General features: G+C 59.7%; 22 protein-coding genes. 7 read left to right on the top strand and 15 right to left on the bottom strand.

All coding sequences use genetic code 11. The annotated features are described in order from the left end of the window. The first annotated feature begins 9 nt into the window (after window positions 1-9). The gene (locus N2601_RS10470) at window positions 10-1,245 is read left to right on the top strand and encodes an MFS transporter (RefSeq protein ID WP_104823737.1); all 1,236 of its coding nucleotides are present in this window, start codon (window positions 10-12) and stop codon (window positions 1,243-1,245) included. 120 nt (window positions 1,246-1,365) lie between these two features. On the opposite strand, the gene N2601_RS10465 is transcribed toward N2601_RS10470, so the two are convergent. The 6 genes from N2601_RS10465 to lgt form a co-directional block, all read right to left on the bottom strand. Continuing rightward, complete coding sequence (locus N2601_RS10465) at window positions 1,366-2,298, bottom strand: ribose-phosphate pyrophosphokinase (RefSeq protein WP_104823736.1); 933 nt, start codon at window positions 2,296-2,298, stop codon at window positions 1,366-1,368. 105 nt (window positions 2,299-2,403) lie between these two features. Then, window positions 2,404-3,300, bottom strand: coding sequence for a hypothetical protein (locus N2601_RS10460; RefSeq protein ID WP_104823735.1), 897 nt, complete (start codon window positions 3,298-3,300; stop codon window positions 2,404-2,406). A 55-nt stretch (window positions 3,301-3,355) separates the two neighbouring features. After that, the gene (locus N2601_RS10455; protein WP_104823734.1) at window positions 3,356-4,507 is read right to left on the bottom strand and encodes a M24 family metallopeptidase; all 1,152 of its coding nucleotides are present in this window, start codon (window positions 4,505-4,507) and stop codon (window positions 3,356-3,358) included. 1 nt (window position 4,508) lies between these two features. Then, window positions 4,509-5,291 carry a peptidoglycan editing factor PgeF gene (pgeF, locus tag N2601_RS10450; RefSeq protein ID WP_199773478.1) on the bottom strand — a complete coding sequence of 261 codons (783 nt, stop codon included), beginning with the start codon at window positions 5,289-5,291 and terminating at the stop codon, window positions 4,509-4,511. A gap of 126 nt (window positions 5,292-5,417) precedes the next feature. After that, entirely contained in the window at window positions 5,418-6,515 is a 1,098-nt protein-coding gene (locus N2601_RS10445) for a class I SAM-dependent methyltransferase (protein ID WP_104825154.1), read from the bottom strand. 78 nt (window positions 6,516-6,593) lie between these two features. Then, a complete protein-coding gene (lgt, locus tag N2601_RS10440) occupies window positions 6,594-7,481 on the bottom strand; it encodes a prolipoprotein diacylglyceryl transferase (RefSeq protein ID WP_104823732.1) in 888 nt (295 codons plus the stop codon). A gap of 264 nt (window positions 7,482-7,745) precedes the next feature. On the opposite strand from lgt, the gene N2601_RS10435 reads away from it, so the two are divergent. The 4 genes from N2601_RS10435 (at window position 7,746) to N2601_RS10420 (ending at window position 10,100) form a co-directional block, all read left to right on the top strand. Continuing rightward, a complete protein-coding gene (locus N2601_RS10435; RefSeq protein ID WP_104825153.1) occupies window positions 7,746-8,006 on the top strand; it encodes an accessory factor UbiK family protein in 261 nt (86 codons plus the stop codon). Window positions 8,007-8,397: 391 nt separating this feature from the next. Beyond that, on the top strand, window positions 8,398-8,898 hold the full coding sequence (locus N2601_RS10430; protein ID WP_104823731.1) for a YbjN domain-containing protein: 501 nt from the start codon (window positions 8,398-8,400) through the stop codon (window positions 8,896-8,898). A 1-nt stretch (window position 8,899) separates the two neighbouring features. Next, window positions 8,900-9,739 carry a pyrroline-5-carboxylate reductase gene (gene proC, locus N2601_RS10425; protein ID WP_104823730.1) on the top strand — a complete coding sequence of 280 codons (840 nt, stop codon included), beginning with the start codon at window positions 8,900-8,902 and terminating at the stop codon, window positions 9,737-9,739. A gap of 19 nt (window positions 9,740-9,758) precedes the next feature. Further along, window positions 9,759-10,100: a tRNA-binding protein gene (locus N2601_RS10420; protein ID WP_028751650.1), complete on the top strand. Its 342-nt coding sequence runs from the start codon at window positions 9,759-9,761 to the stop codon at window positions 10,098-10,100. A 32-nt stretch (window positions 10,101-10,132) separates the two neighbouring features. On the opposite strand, the gene N2601_RS10415 is transcribed toward N2601_RS10420, so the two are convergent. The 4 genes from N2601_RS10415 to N2601_RS10400 all read right to left on the bottom strand — a co-directional run bounded on the left by N2601_RS10415 (window position 10,133) and on the right by N2601_RS10400 (window position 13,408). Beyond that, window positions 10,133-10,714, bottom strand: a complete 582-nt coding sequence (locus tag N2601_RS10415) for a DUF1349 domain-containing protein (RefSeq protein WP_104823729.1) — start codon at window positions 10,712-10,714, stop codon at window positions 10,133-10,135. Between the two features lie 21 nt (window positions 10,715-10,735). Next, the gene (locus tag N2601_RS10410) at window positions 10,736-12,115 is read right to left on the bottom strand and encodes an ATP-binding protein (RefSeq protein ID WP_104823728.1); all 1,380 of its coding nucleotides are present in this window, start codon (window positions 12,113-12,115) and stop codon (window positions 10,736-10,738) included. Between the two features lie 25 nt (window positions 12,116-12,140). Then, on the bottom strand, window positions 12,141-12,842 hold the full coding sequence (locus N2601_RS10405; RefSeq protein ID WP_104823727.1) for a response regulator: 702 nt from the start codon (window positions 12,840-12,842) through the stop codon (window positions 12,141-12,143). 89 nt (window positions 12,843-12,931) lie between these two features. Next, window positions 12,932-13,408: a MarR family winged helix-turn-helix transcriptional regulator gene (locus N2601_RS10400; RefSeq protein WP_104823726.1), complete on the bottom strand. Its 477-nt coding sequence runs from the start codon at window positions 13,406-13,408 to the stop codon at window positions 12,932-12,934. Between the two features lie 257 nt (window positions 13,409-13,665). Here N2601_RS10400 and N2601_RS10395 point away from each other — a divergent pair, with 257 nt between their 5' ends. After that, on the top strand, window positions 13,666-14,556 hold the full coding sequence (locus N2601_RS10395; RefSeq protein WP_104823725.1) for a branched-chain amino acid aminotransferase: 891 nt from the start codon (window positions 13,666-13,668) through the stop codon (window positions 14,554-14,556). Between the two features lie 71 nt (window positions 14,557-14,627). Here the strand turns inward: N2601_RS10395 and N2601_RS10390 are convergent, their stop codons facing one another. Next, a complete protein-coding gene (locus N2601_RS10390; RefSeq protein WP_104823724.1) occupies window positions 14,628-14,888 on the bottom strand; it encodes a hypothetical protein in 261 nt (86 codons plus the stop codon). Between the two features lie 245 nt (window positions 14,889-15,133). After that, window positions 15,134-15,751 carry a DUF1236 domain-containing protein gene (locus N2601_RS10385; RefSeq protein WP_104823723.1) on the bottom strand — a complete coding sequence of 206 codons (618 nt, stop codon included), beginning with the start codon at window positions 15,749-15,751 and terminating at the stop codon, window positions 15,134-15,136. A gap of 174 nt (window positions 15,752-15,925) precedes the next feature. On the opposite strand from N2601_RS10385, the gene N2601_RS10380 reads away from it, so the two are divergent. After that, window positions 15,926-16,564, top strand: a complete 639-nt coding sequence (locus N2601_RS10380) for an MBL fold metallo-hydrolase (protein WP_104825152.1) — start codon at window positions 15,926-15,928, stop codon at window positions 16,562-16,564. A 63-nt stretch (window positions 16,565-16,627) separates the two neighbouring features. Here N2601_RS10380 and N2601_RS10375 read toward each other — a convergent pair whose 3' ends face one another. The 3 genes from N2601_RS10375 to N2601_RS10365 form a co-directional block, all read right to left on the bottom strand. Further along, the gene (locus tag N2601_RS10375; protein ID WP_104823722.1) at window positions 16,628-17,059 is read right to left on the bottom strand and encodes a BA14K family protein; all 432 of its coding nucleotides are present in this window, start codon (window positions 17,057-17,059) and stop codon (window positions 16,628-16,630) included. A gap of 146 nt (window positions 17,060-17,205) precedes the next feature. Next, complete coding sequence (locus tag N2601_RS10370; protein ID WP_004116423.1) at window positions 17,206-17,421, bottom strand: cold-shock protein; 216 nt, start codon at window positions 17,419-17,421, stop codon at window positions 17,206-17,208. Between the two features lie 499 nt (window positions 17,422-17,920). Next, window positions 17,921-18,811, bottom strand: a complete 891-nt coding sequence (locus tag N2601_RS10365; protein ID WP_104823721.1) for a DMT family transporter — start codon at window positions 18,809-18,811, stop codon at window positions 17,921-17,923. Between the last annotated feature and the right edge of the window lie 64 nt (window positions 18,812-18,875).

Here is an 18,875-nt window from a genome sequence, read left to right as displayed (position 1 = left end):
AATGCGACCATGTTTGTCTTAAAGCCGCTGGCCCAACGCTCGATTTCGCTTCTGTGGGCCGGTCAGGTGTTGGCGGCAACCGGCTCCGAGTTCTACATGGTTGCCATCGTCTGGATTGCGGCGGATTTCATCGGTCGTGACGCGGGTTATGTTTCTGCCTTGCAGTCAGGCGCGCTTCTCTTCGGCAGCCTGTTTGGTGGCATTCTGACGGATCGCTGGCGGCACAGCACGACGATGATCTCGGCCGACGTCCTGCGTGCGGTTCTCTTGTTGGTGCTGTCCGTTGCCGGTCTCATGCATTTCATGAGCCTGCCGTTGTTAATGGTGCTCGCCGGATGCATTGCCTTGCTGACCTCCGCCTTCGATCCGTCGTTGCAGGCAACGCTTCCGACCATCGCGGTCGATCCGGATATTCGTCATGCGACCAACGGATTGTTCGACGCGACGAGGCGCATGGCCCGGATCCTCGGACCCAGCATGATTGCGTTGGTCAATGGTTTTCTGCCGAAATCGCAGTTCTTCACGGTGACGGCGGCGACCTTCCTGCTTTCGGCTTTCGCCGTTTGGATGGCCGTCGCCAAATTACCGGCGGCGCCGCGGCGGCGCGAATTCTCGGGGGCGGCGGCGGTCATCGACGGCGTCTTGGGCGGGTGGCGGATGGCGCGCGGCCATGCCGCCATACTCTATGGCCTGTTCACGAACCTGATGGGCAATATCGCCTGGGCGATGGGCATTCTGCTCGGAATGATCCTGCATCTGCGCGAGACCAGCGCCGATCCCTTGACTGATTACAGCCTGATGATGACGGCCTACGGCGTCGGCAACGTGACGACCAATCTCATCCTCAGCAACATAAAGCCGCGCAGACCGGTCGTTTGGATCATCGCGGCAAAGCTGATTTTTGGCGCCGGTGTGTTCCTGCTGCCGCTGATGCATGATCGTCTATGGCTCATGGTCGTCGCATGCCTCGCTGCCATCAACGGCCCCTTCGAGAATCTTGCCATGCTGCACCTGATGCAGACGCGCAGCGAACCCCATCGCCTGGCGCAGGCCTACCGCTTGCTGATGTGCGCGATCTTCCTCGGTCTTTTCCTGGCCTATCTCATGTCGCCCAGCCTATTTGCCTGGTTCGGCATCGGCCCATCGATCATGGGCGCCGGTGCGGCTGTCTTTGTCGCCGGGCTTGTTGGCATAGGGCTGCTTGTCTGGAGGCAAAGCCATCCGGTCGATGCGAAACCCGCATGAGAAGAGCCGGCCGGCCTTAGACCGGCGTGCGTTCATTTGAGCGCACAAAGGTCGCTCTAGTCTTTTGAATCCAGAGCATCCTATCCGCCCCAAGGTGATTCCACCTGAAAGCGGGATGCGCTAGTCGAACAGGCTCGAAACCGATTCTTCCTGGCTGGTGCGATTGATCGCTTCGCCGATGAGGCCCGCCGTGGAGACCACGCGGATATTGTGGGCCGAGAGAACGGCCGTCGTCGGCTGGATCGAGTCGGTGATGACAAGCTCGCGCAGTTTCGACGAGGTGATGCGGGTGACGGCGCCGCCGGAGAGGACACCATGGGTGATATAGGCGGTGACGCTTGCCGCTCCGCGTGCGAGCAGGGCATCGGCCGCATTGCAGAGCGTGCCGCCGGAATCGACGATATCGTCGATCAGCAGGCAGTCTTTTCCTTCCACGTCGCCGATGATGTTCATCACTTCGGACTCACCTGGGCGATCACGGCGCTTGTCCACGATCGCCAGCAGACAGTCGAGACGTTTAGCGAGTGCACGGGCGCGCACGACACCACCGACGTCGGGGGAGACGACCATGACGTTGCCGATATCATAGTTCGCCTTGATATCGCGCGTCAGGATCGGCAGTGCATAGAGATTGTCTGTGGGTATATCGAAGAAACCCTGGATCTGGCCGGCATGGAGATCGAGCGTGAGAACGCGGTCTGCGCCAGACTCGGTGATCAGATTTGCCACCAACTTGGCCGAGATCGGCGTGCGCCCGGAGGCGCGACGATCCTGGCGGGCATAGCCGAAATAGGGAAGAACGGCCGTGATGCGCCGCGCCGACGAGCGGCGCATCGCATCGATCATGATCAGCAGTTCCATCAGATGATCGTTTGTCGGAAACGAGGTAGGCTGGACGACGAAAACATCCTCGCCGCGCACGTTTTCCTGGATTTCAACGAAGATTTCCTGGTCCGCGAAACGCCGGACGCTGGCCTTGCCCAAGGGAACGTTGAGATAATTGCAGATCGCTTCGGCGAGATGCCGGTTCGAATTGCCTGCGAAAACCTTCATTGTGGCCCGCCTGTTACCAACCTGATAGCCGCGCTTTTAACCGCCTCGCTCTCGAATGCAAGGGGCTACAGCGCAATAGCTTTCATATTTCTGAAAAGCTTGTGGCTATCCACCGCGGGAGTCGCGCCAGGAATTGAAATCCGACATGGTTTCCGTGGCGATTTTTTGCATGACGGAGGGCGGGATGGCGGCCCACGGATCACCGCGTTTCAGTGGCGCACTTTCCGATCCCTGGATTCGGTGCAGGCGGGCGCCGCTGTTGTCGAGAACATCCCAGACATAGGTGACGGAAATCTGCGGTCCGTCCTCGAAGGCGGATAGATAGCCCTTCAGGATATAGCTGGCACTGGAATCGCTGGAGCTCTTGATCGTCAGGCCGAGCGCGCGGGCCTCGGCCCCGAGTTGACGCGACAGTGGTGTTACGGCCTGAACCGGCGCGCCAATGATCGGCAGGAAGCGGACGCTGTTTCTATCCGTGGCTACGGCAGGGGGAAGGGAGGCTTGCTGTTGTTGCTGTTGTTCAGGCTGCTGCTGATCATCCTGCGGGTCTTCAGCCGCTTGTTGCCGCTGCGGCTGCGGTTGTGGATCGTCGGAGAGGCGGCGATCGGCCTCGCGCTGCTCGTCTGCGTCCGAAGCCTGCGAATCCTGTGACTGGATGGAGGCGGTCCGCGAGCCGTCGAGCGGGCGGGAGGCATAGGGATTGCGACCGCCACTTCTTAGCGCGGCCGCCTGATCGTCGAGCGAGCCACCACCGCCATAGTTTTGCGACTGATATCCCTGCTGCTGATAGCCCTGCCGCTGGTAGCTGTAGCTGTCCTGCGCGGTCTCATAATTCTGCTGGCGTTGCGGCGCGGAAGCCATGCGCTCGACGTCGCGTTGGGTGACGGGGCTGGAGCCGGCATCGCCGATGCTTTCGGGCGGGGTCAGGGCATCCGTCGTGTTGCAGGCGGCGAGCGCGAAGCAGAAGCCAACGGAAATAAACGCTGTCCTGACCAGTCCCATTTGCGCGATCCTTTCCCTCGACGGTCACCCCGTTCAGGATCGCTATTTTACGCTGCTAACGGTTAAGAAATTCGAGCTGGTGACGCGACAAAGATTTTGGAGCCTGAGAGGTCGTCAGATAGGTCTGGCCGAGCGTCATCGCGGTGCCGGTGTCGGAGTCCATGATGATCATGTGCACGAAGAGCGACATGCCTTCTTCGATCTCCTGCGGATTGCCGATATGGAACATCTGATGCTCCATCCAAGAGGGCGAGAAGCGGGCGCCGAGCGAGTAGCCGCAGGCGTTCAGCCGGTGTCGGGCAAGGCCGCGCTCGTCCATGATCTTGGCATGCATGTCGAAGACGTCGCCAAAGGTGTGGCCGGGCTTCAGCACGGTTTCGATCGCCTGGATGGTCTCGAGGCACGCATTGTAGAGTTCGCGGTGGCGATGAGTCGGATCGCCGATGACGACCGTACGCATCATGGCGGCGTGGTAATGCGCATAGGTGCCGGCCCATTCGAGGGTCAATTGGTCGTTGGCATCCAGCTTGCGGCGGCCAGCCTTGTAGCGGCAAAGCAGGGCCTCGGCGCCGGAGCCGATGATGAACTCATTGGCGGGATAATCGCCGCCGCCGGAAAAGATCGCGCCCTGCATGGCGGCAAGGATGTCAGCTTCGTCGGCACCGGGCTTGATCAGGGCAAGTGCTGCGTCCAGCGCATCGTCGGCAAGCGCAGCGGCGCGCTCGACATAGGCGATTTCCGTCGGGCTTTTGACGAGGCGCAGACGACTGACGAGATAGGAAGCGTCGATGATCTGGCCGAAGGTGGCTATCTGGTTGTCGAGCAGGCGCGCGACGCGGCCGGTCATGCCATGGGTATCGTATTCCACGCCGATACGGGCGCCGAGGAGATCGAGCTCCACCAGCAATTCCTTGAGATCGAGAGTCGGATCGGCGTTCACGCGGTCGACCCAGATGCGGATGTCGGAGATGACCGATGTGAGCTGCGCCTGGCGAAGATCGGCCGAGCGGGTGAGCAGCACCATCGTACCATCAGCCTTGACCACCAGCGTCTGGAAGAAGCAGTAGCCGAAGGTGTCGTAACCCGTCAGCCAGAACATGCTCTCTTGCGCGAAGAGCAGCATGGCGTCGATCTTCTCTTCCTGCATTTTCGCGAGAAGGCGGGCACGGCGGGCGTCGAATTCACTGCGTTCGAAATGCAGGGCCATTTTAGAACGTCTCCTCGATGGCAATAGCGGAAATCTGTCGACCGTAATCCGGTTCCTTCGCATGCGTGGTGCGGCGATAGGAGAAGAAGCGGTCGGGATCGGGATAGGTGCAGAGATTGAGGTTTTCGGCGGTCACGCCGGCCTTGCGCAGGCGGTCGATCGTCAGACCCGGCAGGTCGAACATCGCGTGACCGGCCTGCTCGGACGGAATGAAGTATTTGGCATAGCCCGGGTCGTAAGCGATGAAGCGATCCACGAATTCCGGGCCGACTTCGTAGCTTGCCTGGCTGATCGAGGGGCCGAGGCAGGCGGTGATCATCCCCCGCTTGGCGCCGAGCGCGACCATGGCTTCGATGGTGTTTTCCAGAACGCCGGTCAGTGCGCCCTTCCAGCCGGCATGGGCAGCTCCAATCACCCGGTTTTCAGGATCAGCGAAGAGGATTGGGCCGCAATCGGCGGCGAGCACGCCGAGCACGATCCCTGGCGTCGCCGTCACCATGGCATCGGCTTGCGGGCGCGTGCCGTCGTAGTTTGCGTCGACGGCGATCACGTCGGGCGAATGGATCTGATGAACGGTCGCGAGCCGTTCCAGCGGCAGGCCGAACCAGGCAGCGACGCGACGGCGATTTTCCTGGACATGCTCCCGATTGTCGTTGGAGCCGAGGCCGACATTCAATCCGCGATAAAGGCCCTCAGAAACGCCGCCGTCACGGGTGAAATAGCCGTGGCGGATGCCGGCGCTCTTGGCGGCGCTCAGCAGCGTGCTTTCGATCGGAGTCGGCAATGCGGCGTCCCTTGATATGTTCTTTCGTGCTGGAAATAACGCTTCCGTGGCGAAGCGGTTCGATTTGAGCGGGATGTTGGCCCAGCGATGCGCGTTCTGTCAATCCGCAGAGATCACTAGCGTTGATCAGCGGACTGGACGAAAGGGCAAAAGATCGATCGCCGGACTGGAGACGGCCAGTACCTTGAAAAGCTCGCCCATCTTGCCTTCGCCGGCGCCGGCGAGCCGTTCCACGGCGGTACGGATATTGTCTTGCGTCGCGGCATCGTGGTCGCGGCCAAGCGCCGCAGCCCGCTCCAAAAGCCCAAGGCCGATGAGAAAATCACCCTGATGGCAGCATCCATTGATATGCAGGCCGGAAGCAAGAGCGGTTTCGGCCAGATGTTGGAAATCGACATGGCTGGTGAGGTCCGCTTCGCCGGGATGATCCAGCGGCGGGTCGTATTCATGCATGCGCACGGCCTGCAGCGTATCGCCGAAGCCCGTCGCCATATGGCCGTAATCGATGGCGAGCGCAGTGCCGCCATGGGCGGCGAGCCGGTCGCAGATCGTCGTCATAACCGCTTGGCGGGCAGGGGCGATTTCGAAGATCGTGCCGACCGGCGGAAGCGGCCCCGCGGGAAGAAGCGCGGGGTCGAGGCTGGCGACGCCGGCCGTGAAACTCAGCTCGTCATTGACGTCGAGCCCGACCGTGCGCTCACGAAAACCGTTGGCGGTGCGGACGAACTGGCGAATGGGAATGGCGTCGAACAGTTCGTTGGCGGCTAGAAGGGTGAAACCCGCCGGCACCTCGTCAAAGTCCGAATGCCAGGAAACCTTGTCACCATGAGCGTCGAGCGTCTGGCGCTGAAACCCCTGCAGCCGCTCGCTGGTTTCGACCAGATGCACGCTCATCGCATCGAAGAGCGGCGGCGCAAGCTTGGCGATGACGCGCAGCATGTCGGCCATCATCGTGCCGCGGCCAGGGCCAATTTCGACGAGGCGGACATTGGCCGGCGTGCCGTGGCGCTGCCAGGCGTGCACCATGAAGACGCCGATCATCTCGCCGAAGAGCTGGCTGACCTCGGGTGCCGTGACGAAATCGCCGATGCGGCCGAAGGGCTCGCGCGTCTTATAGTAGCCGTGCTGCGGGTCAGCGAGGCAAAGCGAGAAATAGTCGGTGATGCTGACCGGTCCGTTGGCACGGATAATGGCCTTGATTTTTTCCCCGAGCGCGGTCGTCATCGTTTGGTCTCGCAAAAGCATGGTCCCGAAAAATATGAAGCGGCTTTCGGGCGGATCATGCGACATTAAACCCAGAGTTCAAGCCGTCTGCCTGGCTGCAACGTGGCGGGCGCGGATAACGGCCCACAGGCCGATCGCGACCATTGGCAGGGAGAGCACCATGCCCATGGTCAGCCAGTTCGTGCCAAGCAGATAGCCGAGCTGCTCATCAGGCTGGCGGAAGAATTCGACGAAAATGCGCGAGAAGGCGTAACCGATGACGAAGACGCCGCTGACGGTGCCGGGCTTCTTCAGCGCCAACACCCAGCGCGTGAGGATGAAGAGGACGGTGAAGAGCACGATGCCCTCGATGCCGGCTTCATAGAGCTGGCTGGGGTGGCGCGGATCAGGGCCGGCAGGGCAGACGCCCTGGTGAGCGGCTATGATATGCGGGCTGCAGAAAACCATCGCCCAGGGCACATCGGTGGTCCGGCCCCAGAGCTCGCCGTTGATGAAATTGGCGATACGGCCGAAGAAAAGACCGATCGGGGCAACGGCGGCGACGATATCGAACAGGCTCCAAACCGGAATCTTGTTGCGATTGGCAAACAAAATCATGGCGATGGTCGTGCCAATCAATCCACCGTGGAAAGACATGCCGCCATTCCAGACCTCGATGGCGCGGATCGGATTGGCGAGCACCGGATCGAGGTCGTAGAACAGGATATAGCCGATGCGTCCGCCGAGCACGATGCCGAAGGCGACCCACAGGATGAAGTCGTCCAGATGCGCACGCGTCATCGGCGCTGTGTCGTTCAGCCAGAGTTTGCCGTTGTCGACCAGCCGTCTCGCATAAAACCAGCCGAGCAGGATGCCAGCGACATAGGCGAGGCCGTACCAGTGGATCGACAGCGGCCCGAGCGAAAAAGCGATCGGATCGATATCCGGAAACGGCAGGATGGCGGCGAGGTAGGCGGATGTCAGCAAGATTGTCGGGTCCGTTAGAGCATGATTCCCAAAGCTATGACGCAGCTATTGGATAAGAGCATGCTAAATCCAATGTGCGCGGAACATGGCGTTCGCTAATGAAACGGTCAAGTCGATTATTCGTGTGTCCCGCACCACGGCACCGGTTGTCCCGCTCTATCTCAATTTGCTTGCATCGAACCCTCGGAAATCTTACCTCAGATCTATCTGGCCCCATCTATGATGCCGTCCATTTTCGGGGCCGACGGCCGTAAGGAGATCACTATGAGCACTGGACCGAACCGTATCTTGGATGAATTCGCCAAGCTGATGACCGATGCCGCCGGTGCTGCCCAGGGCGTGCGCCGCGAGATCGAAACGGCGTTCAATGCCCAGGCCGAACGCTGGTTGAACAGCCTGGATATCGTCAAGCGCGAGGAGTTCGAAGCCGTTCGCGAAATGGCGATCAAGGCGCGCGACGAAAACGAAGCGCTGCTTGCAAGAATCGAAGCGCTGGAAGCGCGTCTTTCCTCCGAAGGCAAGTAATCGCAATTAATTTTGCGAGAAATCGGCGCGGCACGCGTCTGCCGCGCATTTTTCCTCTAAAATTTTCGACAGTTTTTCCACCTGTGGACACAGGCAAAAAAGCCAATCGTCAGAGTCAGTTATGACTCCCTTCTGAATAGACATCGGAAGAGCTGTCCACAGCACCCTTCGCCAAAATCTCCGATGAGGGGCTGGCATGCCGGGCATGCCGTTATACACTGATTTTAAATGATGATTCGAAACGGACTTGGTAAGCTCCGGGCAGGGTGGATGCGTTAGTCTGGCGGCCGTTCAACATCATCCCGAGTATGTTTCCGGAGTAAAACTGTTTGCGTTTTTTCAGTGTTCGAGCACGGGGAAACTGCATTCATTCCGGTCAAGAAGGTGCTGCATGAGCCTTATGGAAATGGAAGTCGAACGACAGTCGAATCCGGTCGACATGATCGAATTCGTGGCCGCCAATAATGACTGGTCGTTCGAGCGGTCCGGCGAGGATGAAATCGCCATGACCGTCGAAGGCCGGTGGACCGATTATCATGTCTCCTTCTCCTGGATGGAGGAGTTCGAGGCGCTGCACATCGCCTGCGCCTTCGACATCAAAGTTCCTGATCCGCGTGTCAACGAGGTCATCAAGCTGCTGTCCTGCATCAATGGTCAGGTGCTGATGGGGCATTTCGATCTGTGGCGGCAGGAAGATATCGTGATCTTCCGGCAGTCGCTGCTGCTTTCCGGCGGCGCCGAGCCGACCAACAGGCAGGTGGAAGTGTTGCTGTCCAATGCTCTTGACACCTGCGAAGCTTACTATCAGGCTTTCCAATTTGTAGTGTGGTCCGGCCTTGACGCAAACCGCGCCATGGAAGCCGTACTTTTCGAAACCGTGGGCGAAGCCTGATATGGCAACTGAGGCATCCTCGAGCGCTTTCGCATCCTCCGATCCGATCATCCTGATCGGGGCCGGCAACATGGGCGGCGCCCTGTTGACGGGTTGGCTGAAGAACGGCGTGCCGGGTTCCTCGGTGACCGTCGTGGATCCCAAGCCGTCCGAGGCGATGCTGAAGTTGATCGCCGATGCCGGTGCGAGCCATGTTACCAGCGTTCCCGCAGGTGTGACCGCCGGCGTTCTCTTCATCGCCGTCAAGCCGCAGGTCATGGAAGATGTATTGCCGCCATTCAAGGCGTCGATCGGGCCGAATACGGTGGTGGTGTCGATTGCTGCCGGTAAGACATTGGCTTTTCTTGAAAATCATCTCGGTGAAGCGGCGATGGTGCGCGCAATGCCGAACACGCCGGCCATGGTCGGCCGCGGCGTTACCGGTGCGTTTGCCAATGCCAAAGTCGGCGAGCGCCAGCGCCAGTTGGTGCAAAATCTCTTGAAGGTGTCCGGTCCGGTCGAGTGGGTGCCAGCGGAGGCCGATATCGATTCGGTAACGGCCGTTTCCGGCAGCGGACCGGCTTATGTCTTTTATCTCGTCGAGTGCATGGCGGAGGCGGGCCGGAAGCTCGGCCTGCAGGCGGACCTCGCCATGCGTCTCGCACGGGAAACTGTCGCGGGGGCTGGTGAATTGTTGCATCAGTCCCCCGATGACGCTTCGCGACTGCGTCAGAACGTGACGTCTCCCGGCGGAACGACTGCCGCAGCCCTTGCCGTTCTGATGGCGGAAGATGGCATGCAGCCTCTGTTCGATGAGGCGCTGGAGGCAGCGCGTAAGCGCGCGCAGGAACTGGCCGGTTAAATTTCCAGAGGGTGTGCCTATGGCGGAAGAGATCACCTATGGCGATTTCGAGCGGGTGGATATCCGTGTCGGGACGATCATCGAGGCGGAGCCTTTTCCAGAAGCACGCAAGCCCGCCTTCAAATTGAAGATCGATTTCGGACCGGAGATCGGCATCAAGCGCTCCTCGGCGCAGATCACCGTGCATTACACGCCGGAATCCCTCATCGGCCGCCAGGTCCTCGGCGTCGTCAACTTTCCGCCGCGCCAGATCGGTCCCGTCCGCTCCGAAGTGCTGACCCTCGGCTTCGAGGACGAATCCGGCGCGATCGTGCTTGCTGCCGTGACCCAGCCTGTGCCGAATGGCAGGAAGATGATGTGAGTTTTACCTTCTCCCCCGGAGAAGGTCTTACGTTAATGAATATCCCGCGACACCGGCTCCGATACAATGAAATCCAGAAACTCCGCTTCGAAACCATCGCGTTGCGGTGAGCAGAAGACGGGGCCGATGGCGACGTCTTCCAGCGTAGGGTCGAACCAGGCGAGGCGGGCCATGCGCCACTCGTTCATCTTGTCGGTGCGGTATTGAACGAAAAGCGCGTCGCCGTTGCGCGTCACCCGCGCCGACATGGCGTCAAACTCATGATCGAGCCGGAAGGCAGACCAATCGGAATTGCCGTCTGTGACCACAACGCTGAAATGCTTGGCGTCGTCGGTATATTCGATCCCGCATTTCATCCAGTGCATGTCGTCATGGCGGACCATGAGGCCGGCCTGGTCATAGAGTTCGCGATAGTGACCGATGAAAGTGATCTCGGCGGTGAAGTCGCCATGCCAATGTCGACCGAGGAAATGGCCGTCGTCGCGGTGGAAGCCGTAATAGGTTCCCTGCCAGAAATCCGTCTTGTCGCCGGAGCGGACGATGAGCCGGCCGTTATTCATTTCCCAGGCCGGCGGCAGATTGAGCCAATGCATGTCGTTGATGTCGATCGGCATGCAATGTCCTCTCTTGGGTCCTCAAGCGGGAATGCGGATGGTGGCGCGCAGGCCACCCAACGGGCTGTCGCCGAGCGTGACATTGCCGCCGTGGCTGCGAGCGATATCGCGGGCAATGGCAAGGCCGAGGCCGGTGCCGGAATTGTCGAGATTGCGCGCCTCGTCCAGCCGGAAGAACGGCTTGAACACATCCTCTCGCGCATTGACGGGAATGCCGGGGCCGTCGTCGTCGAAATTAATCGTCAGCCATTTGGGGCTGTGCTTAGCTTCGATACGTAGCGTATGTGCATAGCGACGCGCATTGGAGGCGAGGTTTGTCACCAGCCGTGTGAAGGCATTCGGACGGACGGAGATTTCATTGTCGCCATCGATGGAAAAGCTCATGGATTTGCCGTGCAGCGAGAAGTCCTGTTCGACCTTGTCGAGGATATCGCTGAGCCGCAGCTTGCCGACATCCTCTTCCGCCTCGCCCCGGGCGAAGGCCATATAGCCCTCCAGCATGCTCTGCATGTCCTCGACGTCCTCGCTGAGGCCGACAAGATCGGGATTATCACCGACAAGGGCGAGCTGCAGTTTGAAGCGCGTGAGCACGGTGCGCAGGTCATGGCTGACGCCGGAAAGCATCGCGGTGCGCTGTTCGATCTGCCGTTCGATGCGCTCGCGCATCAGGATGAAAGCGAGACCGGCGCGGCGCACTTCGTCGGCGCCGCGCGGCGAATAGTTCTCCAGCCGCTGGCCCTTGCCGAAACTCTCGGCGGCCTGCGTCAGCGCCAGGATCGGCCGTATCTGGCCGCGCAGGAACAAGACGGCAATGCCGATCAGCACCAGCGATGTGCCGACCATCCAAAGAATGAAGATATGTGTATTCGAGGCGTAGGTCTGGCTCCGCTTGGCAAAGACGCGCAGCACCTTGTCCGGCAGTTTGATGCGGATTTCGACGAGGCTCGAATTTCCGACCGTGTCGACCCAGTAGGGGAGATTGATCTGGTCGCGGATTTCGTCGCTCAAGATGCCATCGAGAATCGAAAAGAACGGCTTCTCGCGCGGCGGTGGCAGTTCGCCGCCCGGCTCGATGGAGATGGCGAGGTCGAGCTTTTGCCGAGCCATCTGCGCGACCTGGGAATAGTCGGCATCCTGCGGATAGGTTTGAATGATGTCGATGACGGCGGCGATGTCGCGGGTGGTGGCCATCGACAGGCGTTGCGTCACCATCTGCCAGTGGCGCTCCATGAAGACGATGGTGACGACCGCCTGCAGGATGATCATGGGCAGGATGAAGATCAGCAGCGTACGCGCATAAAGGCCGGTCGGCAGCCGTCGCCGCCACCAGCGCGAAAGCCAGCGCATGCCATTGGAGGGCATGTGCTCCTGATCGCGTCTGATCGAGTCGAATGTCACCATCGCCGCTGATCCCAGGGAATTGAAATTAATCTATGCTCAGCCGATAGCCGATGCCGCGCACCGTCTGCAGCCAGATGGGGTTGGCCGGATCGTCCTCGATCTTGCGGCGCAGGCGGTTGATCTGCACGTCTATGGTGCGCTCGCCGACTTCGGCGTCGCTGCCGATCAGTTCGTGGCGGGGAATCGTGTCGCCGGCGCGCTTGGCAAAAAGCAGCATGATTTCCTGCTCCCGGTCGGTCAGGCGGATGAGCTCGGAGGCCTTCTTCAGCTCCTTGCGGGTCAGCGAGAAGGTATAGGGGCCGAACATTACCTGTTCGATCTTCGGCGCGTCGGCCGGCGCGTTGCGGCGCAGGATATTGTTGATGCGCAGCACGAGTTCGCGCGGATCGAAAGGCTTCGGCAGATAATCGTCGGCGCCGGCTTCCAGTCCGGCGATCCGGGCTTCGGACTCGGCAAGGGCGGTGAGCATGATGATCGGAATGCTCTTGATGGCGCGCAGGCTTGCCGTCAGCGAGATTCCGGATTCGCCGGGCATCATCACGTCCATGATGATCAGGTCGAAATCGAGCCCTTCGAGCTTACGGCGGGCCTCGGCGCCATCGGCGGCGGCCGTCACCCGGAATCCCTTTTCCATGAGATAACGGTTGAGAAGGGCGCGGATACGCGTGTCGTCATCCACGACCAGGAGGTGCGCTGCATCGTCCGAAATTGCTGTTTTTGTTGTCATTCAATCCGTCTCGATCTTGTTCTATCCGTTTGATTGAGATGGTCTTGTCCAAAACCCCGCTTTGCGGCTCTTCGGTTCGAGACCATGGCTCAGTCCTGCATTCCCCTCAGGAACCTTTTGACGCTTTCGCGCGTCGCATCGGACGCGCCTTCGAATGCCCGTTCAATACGGCGCGATTGCGGCTCGGCCAGCGCCAGTGCCAAATCTCGGCCGGCTTGTGTCGGATAGAGCTTGCGCTGCCGACGATCCTCAGGTCCGGCCACCTGATGAATATACCCTGAATCGATCAATTGTTTGAGAACCCGCGCCAAACTCTGTTTGGTGATCTTCAATGTTTCCAACAGGTCCGCAACCGTCATACCGGGTTCGCGGTTAACGAAATGGACGACGCGGTGATGGGCGCGGCCGAATCCGCTCTTGTCCAGAATTTGGTCGGGATCGGACACGAAGTCCCGATAGGCAAAGAAAAGCAGCTCGATAATCTCGAAATCGATGATCCCCGCATTCTCCATCGGCGTCGCCAGCAGCTCCGGTTTTACTGCTTTTGGGCTCGTCAGTCGTGGCACCTTGGCATTTCCTTTCCTATTTTGGGGCAATCGGGAAACTTATGCAAAAATATGTCAGCTTTATTGACGTATTTTTGCGCCGCTGCTAGTTTTCGCCGATCTTGCGCCGCCCGGACGGATATGGCCATATTTGGAAACTAAGCCCGGCTGCGCAAAACTCCAACACGTCTCATATTTTCCCCACTTCCATCGTGGATAATGCGTAATGGGGACAACAATCAACAGTCATGGCGTCCGGGCGCCGGAGGAGAAGCAAGATGGCATCGGTTCCTTTTGATCAACTGGATGGGGAGATCTGGTTCAACGGCGCATTCGTGCCCTGGAAGGACGCTAAGATTCATGTGCTGACCCATGGTCTGCATTATGCGAGCGCAGTTTTCGAAGGCGAGCGCGCCTATGGCGGCCGGGTCTTCAAGCTGACGGAGCACAATCAGCGTCTTCACAAGTCCGCCGACATTCTCGGTTTCAAAATTCCCTACAGCGTCGCCGAGCTGGATGCGGCGACAATCGAACTGCTGAAACGCCAGGGCTTTTCCGAGGCCTATGTGCGGCCGATCGCCTGGCGCGGCAGCGAGATGATGGGCGTGTCCGCCCAGAACAACCGCATCAATGTCGCGATCGCGATCTGGCAGTGGGGCAGCTATTTCAATCCGGCCGAAAAGCTGAAGGGTATCCGCCTCGACATCGCCGAGTATCGCCGCCCCGATCCGAAGACAGCACCTTGCGCTTCCAAGGCCGCCGGCCTCTACATGATCTGCACCATCTCCAAACATGCGGCCGAAGCCAAGGGTTATGCCGACGCGATGATGCTCGATTACCGCGGCCAAGTGGCGGAAGCGACGGGCGCCAATATCTTCTTCGTCAAGGACGGTGTAATCCATACGCCGACGCCGGATTGCTTCCTGAACGGCATTACGCGCCAGACGGTGATCGAACTTGCCAAACGTCGTGGATTGCAGGTTATCGAAAGGGCGATCATGCCGGAAGAATTGCCTGATTTCAGCGAATGTTTCCTGACAGGCTCGGCAGCGGAAGTGACGCCGGTCTCGGAAATCGGCCCCTATCGCTTCACGCCGGCATCGATCAGCGAAACGCTGATGAACGATTATATGAAGGAAGTGTATCCGACTGCGGCTGCCGCCGCATAAGACCTCAGAATAGCCCATAAAAGCCGGGCGGGGTTGGTCCCCCCGGCTCTTATTCTATCCGACACCTCGTCTTATTTCCGGCCGAGAACTGCGCCGACGATCGCCGAGAGCACACCACCGGCGATGAGCGCGGAGATGCCCTGTGCGATAATGCCCGTCAGCGCTTCGCTGCCGATCAGGTTGAGGATGAGGCCGCCGCCCAGACCGCCGACGGCGCCGGCAATCGTCCTGGCGACGAGATTGATCCCTTCCTGCTTCAGGGCGGCGCTGGCCGCGTTACCGCCGATTGCGCCGGCGATCAGTTGTGTGATGATTGGCCCCAGACTTTCCATGATTACCTTCTCCCCCTTGTTCCGGAAGCCCTTTCCGGAATGCCCTCTGCCACATCCCTGCTCATGCCTGGGGAGTGGCGGTAATCCTCGTCGATATTAGGAATACATCATGTATCGGCCGGTGAAAACAGGAAGGCAACTCATACGGGAGAATTCTGCAATAATCGGCGGGAAAGTCCGCGCAAAAAGAGCGGCGGCCCTTTGGCCGCCGGCGATTTTGAGGAATGTCGATTAGTGGCCGTGAATCATTGATACACGTAGACGATGCGGCGGGTATTCGGATCGACCAGCACTGGCTGGCGGTTCACTTCCACGTAGCTGTATTGATAATCCGGGATACGGTGGATGACGACGCTTTGCGGCAAGGTGGCGCCGACCACGACGTTGCCGCGCAGGCGCACGGTGTTGACCCGGTTCTGGGTAATGTAGGTGCGGACTTCCGCCGGCGGGGCGACGGCATCGACCTCACTGACCGGGCCGATCAGCTCGTCGTCCGGTGAGGGGGAAACACTGCCCGTCGTCCCCTGATCGGTTTCGGTATAGGTAATCGTCGGTACGCCGAGCTGGCTGTAATGCTCCTCTACCACCACCGGATTGCCGTTCTGCTCAACGCTCAGGGCCTCAGCATCCACCCAGCCGCGCATGCCATTGACATCGATGCGGCACCAGCTACTGCCTTGGATGCAGCCGTCGAGGGTCGCTTCAGAGCCGCGGGTTGCCATGCCGACACTCGGGTACTGCGGACCAGGGCCGGTGCGGACGTTGAGATCGGTCGCAGTTGTCGCCGACATCTGCGCTTGCGCGAGCCCGGCACTGCCCAGGAGCACAAGGCCCGTCAGCAGCAAGTTTCTCTTTGCGAACATTGGTTTTCTCCTCTGCTTTGGCAGCCTACCTGTGCAAACGCTCGCAGGGGCGGAGGGTTCCGCTGCGCTGTTTCGCAGTCTCGGCATTTTCCGGGGAGGAGGGGCTGTTTTGCCCGGTGTTTGGGATTATATCGGCGGGATATGCATTCAACAGACGAGGCGCTTCCCATGGGCATGCTCCAGGCCGGCATCATTCCGGTGACACCCTTCGAACAGAACTGCACCATCTTGTTCGATCCGGAAACGAAGGAGGGAGTCGTGGTGGATCCCGGCGGTGACGTCGATGTTATCCTGCAGACGGTGCGCGAAAATGGCATCGTGCTGAAGGCGATCTGGCTGACGCATGGTCACATCGACCACGCCGGCGGCGCCGACGAACTTCGGGAAGCGCTGGGTCTGGAGGTCATCGGCCCGCATGAGGATGATCGCCCGCTGCTGCAGGATATCGAGGCGAAGAGCAAGATGTTCAACATCGAGGGCGTTCGCAACGTCGTGCCGGATCGTTTCCTGAAGGACGGTGACAAGGTTTCCTTCGGCGAACATGAGTTTGAGGTCTTCCATTGTCCCGGCCATGCCCCGGGTCATGTCATCTATTTCAACAGAACGCAGAAATTCGCCCATGTCGGCGACGTGCTGTTTCACGGCTCGATCGGCCGTACCGACTTGCCGGGCGGCAATCACCAGCAGCTCTTGGAGTCGATCCGCGACAAAGTGTTTCCGCTGGGTGACGATGTTGGCTTCATCTGCGGCCATGGCCCCGGCGGCCAGATCGGCGAAGAGCGGCGCACCAATCCCTTCCTGCGGGGGCTTTGACGCCAAAACAAAAGCGCCGCTCGATGGCGGCGCTTCCTTTCGAGACATCAGCTTGCACAGGGATTAATTGGCTGTGCAGAAATGGCGCATGCCGTCATAGCCGAGATAGGTACCGCTGCGGCCGTCGAAGCTGCTGTAGCGGTCGTAGCAATAACGCATCCATTGGGACGACCAGGGGCGCAGGCCGACGGGCTGCGGTGCGTAATAGCCGACATCACGCTCGACATAGACGCGGCGCGGTGGCGCGCGATAGTAATAAGGCGCGGGCGCCGCATAGTCGGGATCGACGTAGACCGGATCAGGTTCGACATAACGTGGTTGGCTGGCAATTGCGGAGCCGACGATGAGGCCGGTGGCGAGGCCTGCCGCGCCAATTGCCCAACCTTCCCCGTTGTGATGATGCCAACGGTCATCGGCCGAAGCGGTAGACATGGATGTCAGCGTCAGGGCTGCAGCCATGGCGGACATAAGGAGGGATTTGCCGAGCATGTTCATGAGTCTGTCCTCTAAGGGGAACCGGAAGACCGTAGTTCCCAATCTTTATGGAGGACACACTAGACACGGCAAGCTGAATGCAGACTGAATGATAAAACCCGGCATCACTGCCGGGCTTCAACTCGAATGACAGCCGTAAGGCGCTCTCAGCCGGCAATCTGAAGATTGACAGCCTTCGGTCCCTTGCCGCGGCGATCCGGTTCCGTGTCGAAGCTTACCTTCTGGTTTTCTGACAGTCCTGCCAGACCAGAAGCCTGTACTGCGGAAATGTGCACAAAGATGTCCGCGCCACCCTTGTCCGGTTTAATGAAACCGAAGCCCTTATCGGTATTGAAAAACTTTACAGTGCCAGTCTCGGCCATGCCTCAGGTCCTTTTCTCTCTGCCCACCATCCACACGGGCAGCATTGCTGTATTGCCCTTGCGGGCGCTTGCAGGCAGTTCTCGCAATTTGAAGGAAAAGGTCCCCTATACCTCGGCGTGGTTTCGAAGCGAATTCGCGCATCGTTTCTCAACCAAGCTGACCGGAATAATTTAGCGTTTCCGGCGCGCAACTTTATTAAGGACTTCCCATGCTCTAAAAATGCCCGAACAGCGCTGAGAGTGCTGTGTTTATCGGGAATTGGCAAGCAAAAGTTTTTTAACGTGTTCCGGAGAGCACACTGCCGTAATGCAAGTGTGTTAGCGCGAATCGCAAATTTTCCCACGCCGACAACTAGTTTCTAAGGTTTTTGTATCGTTTGCGATATAATTTTGGCGAAATTTTCCCAAATGATATAGCCAAAATCCATCTTTCGGATCATTCGAAAAAAATTCATTAAGGCCGGCGTAGAACAGCCATAACGCGTATTTTCAACAATTTTCACGCTGCGATGCTACGCCGCCGGACGAGTTCCGGCACCAACTCCACCGCAAGCATGGCGATGAACATCAGGGTGCAGCCGGCATAGCCCGGGGGGCCCATGGTTTCACCGAGCAGCAGGCTGCCCAGCGAGGCGCCGAACAGAGCCTCGGAGGAGAGGAAGATCGCAGCCTGGGGCGCGGTTGTATAACGCTGGCCGATAACCTGAAGCACGAAGGCAAGACCGGACGAGAAGATGCCGACATAGAGGATTTCGCCCAGTGCTGCTTGGATGGCGGCGAAGCTGATCGGCTCGGCAATCACGGCGACCGCAAGGGCTGCGATCGCGGTAACCGCAAATTGCATGGCGGAGATTCCGAGCGGGCGGCCGGTTTCGCTGACGGAGGAGCCGGCGAGGGTGATCTGCGCTGCCCAGAAGAGGGCGCAGATGACGGTCAGGAAATCGCCGACCGTCAGCCGTGAAAAGGAGCCGCCGGACAACAGATATATCCCGCCGAGCGCTGTCAGCGCCGCCGGCCAGACGATCCAATGCGGCGGCCGGCGCAGGAAGACGACGGCGATCAGCGGCACGAAAACGACGTAGAGGCCGGTGATGAAGCTGGAATTGGTGACGGTCGTCGTCAAAAGCCCGATCTGCTGCGTTGCCGCTCCGCCGAAGAGCGCAACGCCGATGAGGAAGAAGGAAAGCCAGTTCCGGCGCGTCAGCGGTTTTTTGGCCTTGCGGTTTTCCATCCAGACAAAGGGCAGGACAACGATGGTGGCAACGGCGAAGCGCAGGCCGATGAACCAGAACGGCCCGATGGCTTTCATCGCCGTCGACTGCGCGACGAAGCCGCCGCCCCAGATGGCGGCAGCCAACAACAACACCAAATTCGCCTGTATGCGAGTCATCTGCATCCTACGGGAGGGGGAGGAAAGGGGAGACCGACCGTTAGCAGTTGCTTTTCCTCAGGGC

The sequence above is a fragment of the Rhizobium sp. CB3060 genome (genome assembly GCF_025200735.1).
Classification (GTDB): Bacteria; Pseudomonadota; Alphaproteobacteria; order Rhizobiales; family Rhizobiaceae; genus Rhizobium.
This window is presented reverse-complemented; position numbering and strand designations above follow the sequence as displayed.

What these genes read in the sequence shown, in the direction of transcription:
- N2601_RS10395 (WP_104823725.1), top strand. Translation starts at nt 13,666, where the DNA reads ATGGCATCGGTTCCTTTTGATCAACTGGATGGGGAGATCTGGTTCAAC.
- N2601_RS10455 (WP_104823734.1), bottom strand. Translation starts at nt 4,507, where the DNA reads ATGGCCCTGCATTTCGAACGCAGTGAATTCGACGCCCGCCGTGCCCGC.
- N2601_RS10380 (WP_104825152.1), top strand. Translation starts at nt 15,926, where the DNA reads ATGCTCCAGGCCGGCATCATTCCGGTGACACCCTTCGAACAGAACTGC.
- N2601_RS10445 (WP_104825154.1), bottom strand. Translation starts at nt 6,515, where the DNA reads ATGACGACCGCGCTCGGGGAAAAAATCAAGGCCATTATCCGTGCCAAC.
- N2601_RS10370 (WP_004116423.1), bottom strand. Translation starts at nt 17,421, where the DNA reads ATGGCCGAGACTGGCACTGTAAAGTTTTTCAATACCGATAAGGGCTTC.
- N2601_RS10420 (WP_028751650.1), top strand. Translation starts at nt 9,759, where the DNA reads ATGGCGGAAGAGATCACCTATGGCGATTTCGAGCGGGTGGATATCCGT.
- N2601_RS10390 (WP_104823724.1), bottom strand. Translation starts at nt 14,888, where the DNA reads ATGGAAAGTCTGGGGCCAATCATCACACAACTGATCGCCGGCGCAATC.
- N2601_RS10430 (WP_104823731.1), top strand. Translation starts at nt 8,398, where the DNA reads ATGAGCCTTATGGAAATGGAAGTCGAACGACAGTCGAATCCGGTCGAC.
- N2601_RS10405 (WP_104823727.1), bottom strand. Translation starts at nt 12,842, where the DNA reads ATGACAACAAAAACAGCAATTTCGGACGATGCAGCGCACCTCCTGGTC.
- proC (WP_104823730.1), top strand. Translation starts at nt 8,900, where the DNA reads ATGGCAACTGAGGCATCCTCGAGCGCTTTCGCATCCTCCGATCCGATC.
- N2601_RS10465 (WP_104823736.1), bottom strand. Translation starts at nt 2,298, where the DNA reads ATGAAGGTTTTCGCAGGCAATTCGAACCGGCATCTCGCCGAAGCGATC.
- N2601_RS10415 (WP_104823729.1), bottom strand. Translation starts at nt 10,714, where the DNA reads ATGCCGATCGACATCAACGACATGCATTGGCTCAATCTGCCGCCGGCC.
- N2601_RS10365 (WP_104823721.1), bottom strand. Translation starts at nt 18,811, where the DNA reads ATGACTCGCATACAGGCGAATTTGGTGTTGTTGTTGGCTGCCGCCATC.
- N2601_RS10410 (WP_104823728.1), bottom strand. Translation starts at nt 12,115, where the DNA reads ATGGTGACATTCGACTCGATCAGACGCGATCAGGAGCACATGCCCTCC.
- N2601_RS10385 (WP_104823723.1), bottom strand. Translation starts at nt 15,751, where the DNA reads ATGTTCGCAAAGAGAAACTTGCTGCTGACGGGCCTTGTGCTCCTGGGC.
- N2601_RS10375 (WP_104823722.1), bottom strand. Translation starts at nt 17,059, where the DNA reads ATGAACATGCTCGGCAAATCCCTCCTTATGTCCGCCATGGCTGCAGCC.
- N2601_RS10470 (WP_104823737.1), top strand. Translation starts at nt 10, where the DNA reads ATGTTTGTCTTAAAGCCGCTGGCCCAACGCTCGATTTCGCTTCTGTGG.
- N2601_RS10460 (WP_104823735.1), bottom strand. Translation starts at nt 3,300, where the DNA reads ATGGGACTGGTCAGGACAGCGTTTATTTCCGTTGGCTTCTGCTTCGCG.
- N2601_RS10435 (WP_104825153.1), top strand. Translation starts at nt 7,746, where the DNA reads ATGAGCACTGGACCGAACCGTATCTTGGATGAATTCGCCAAGCTGATG.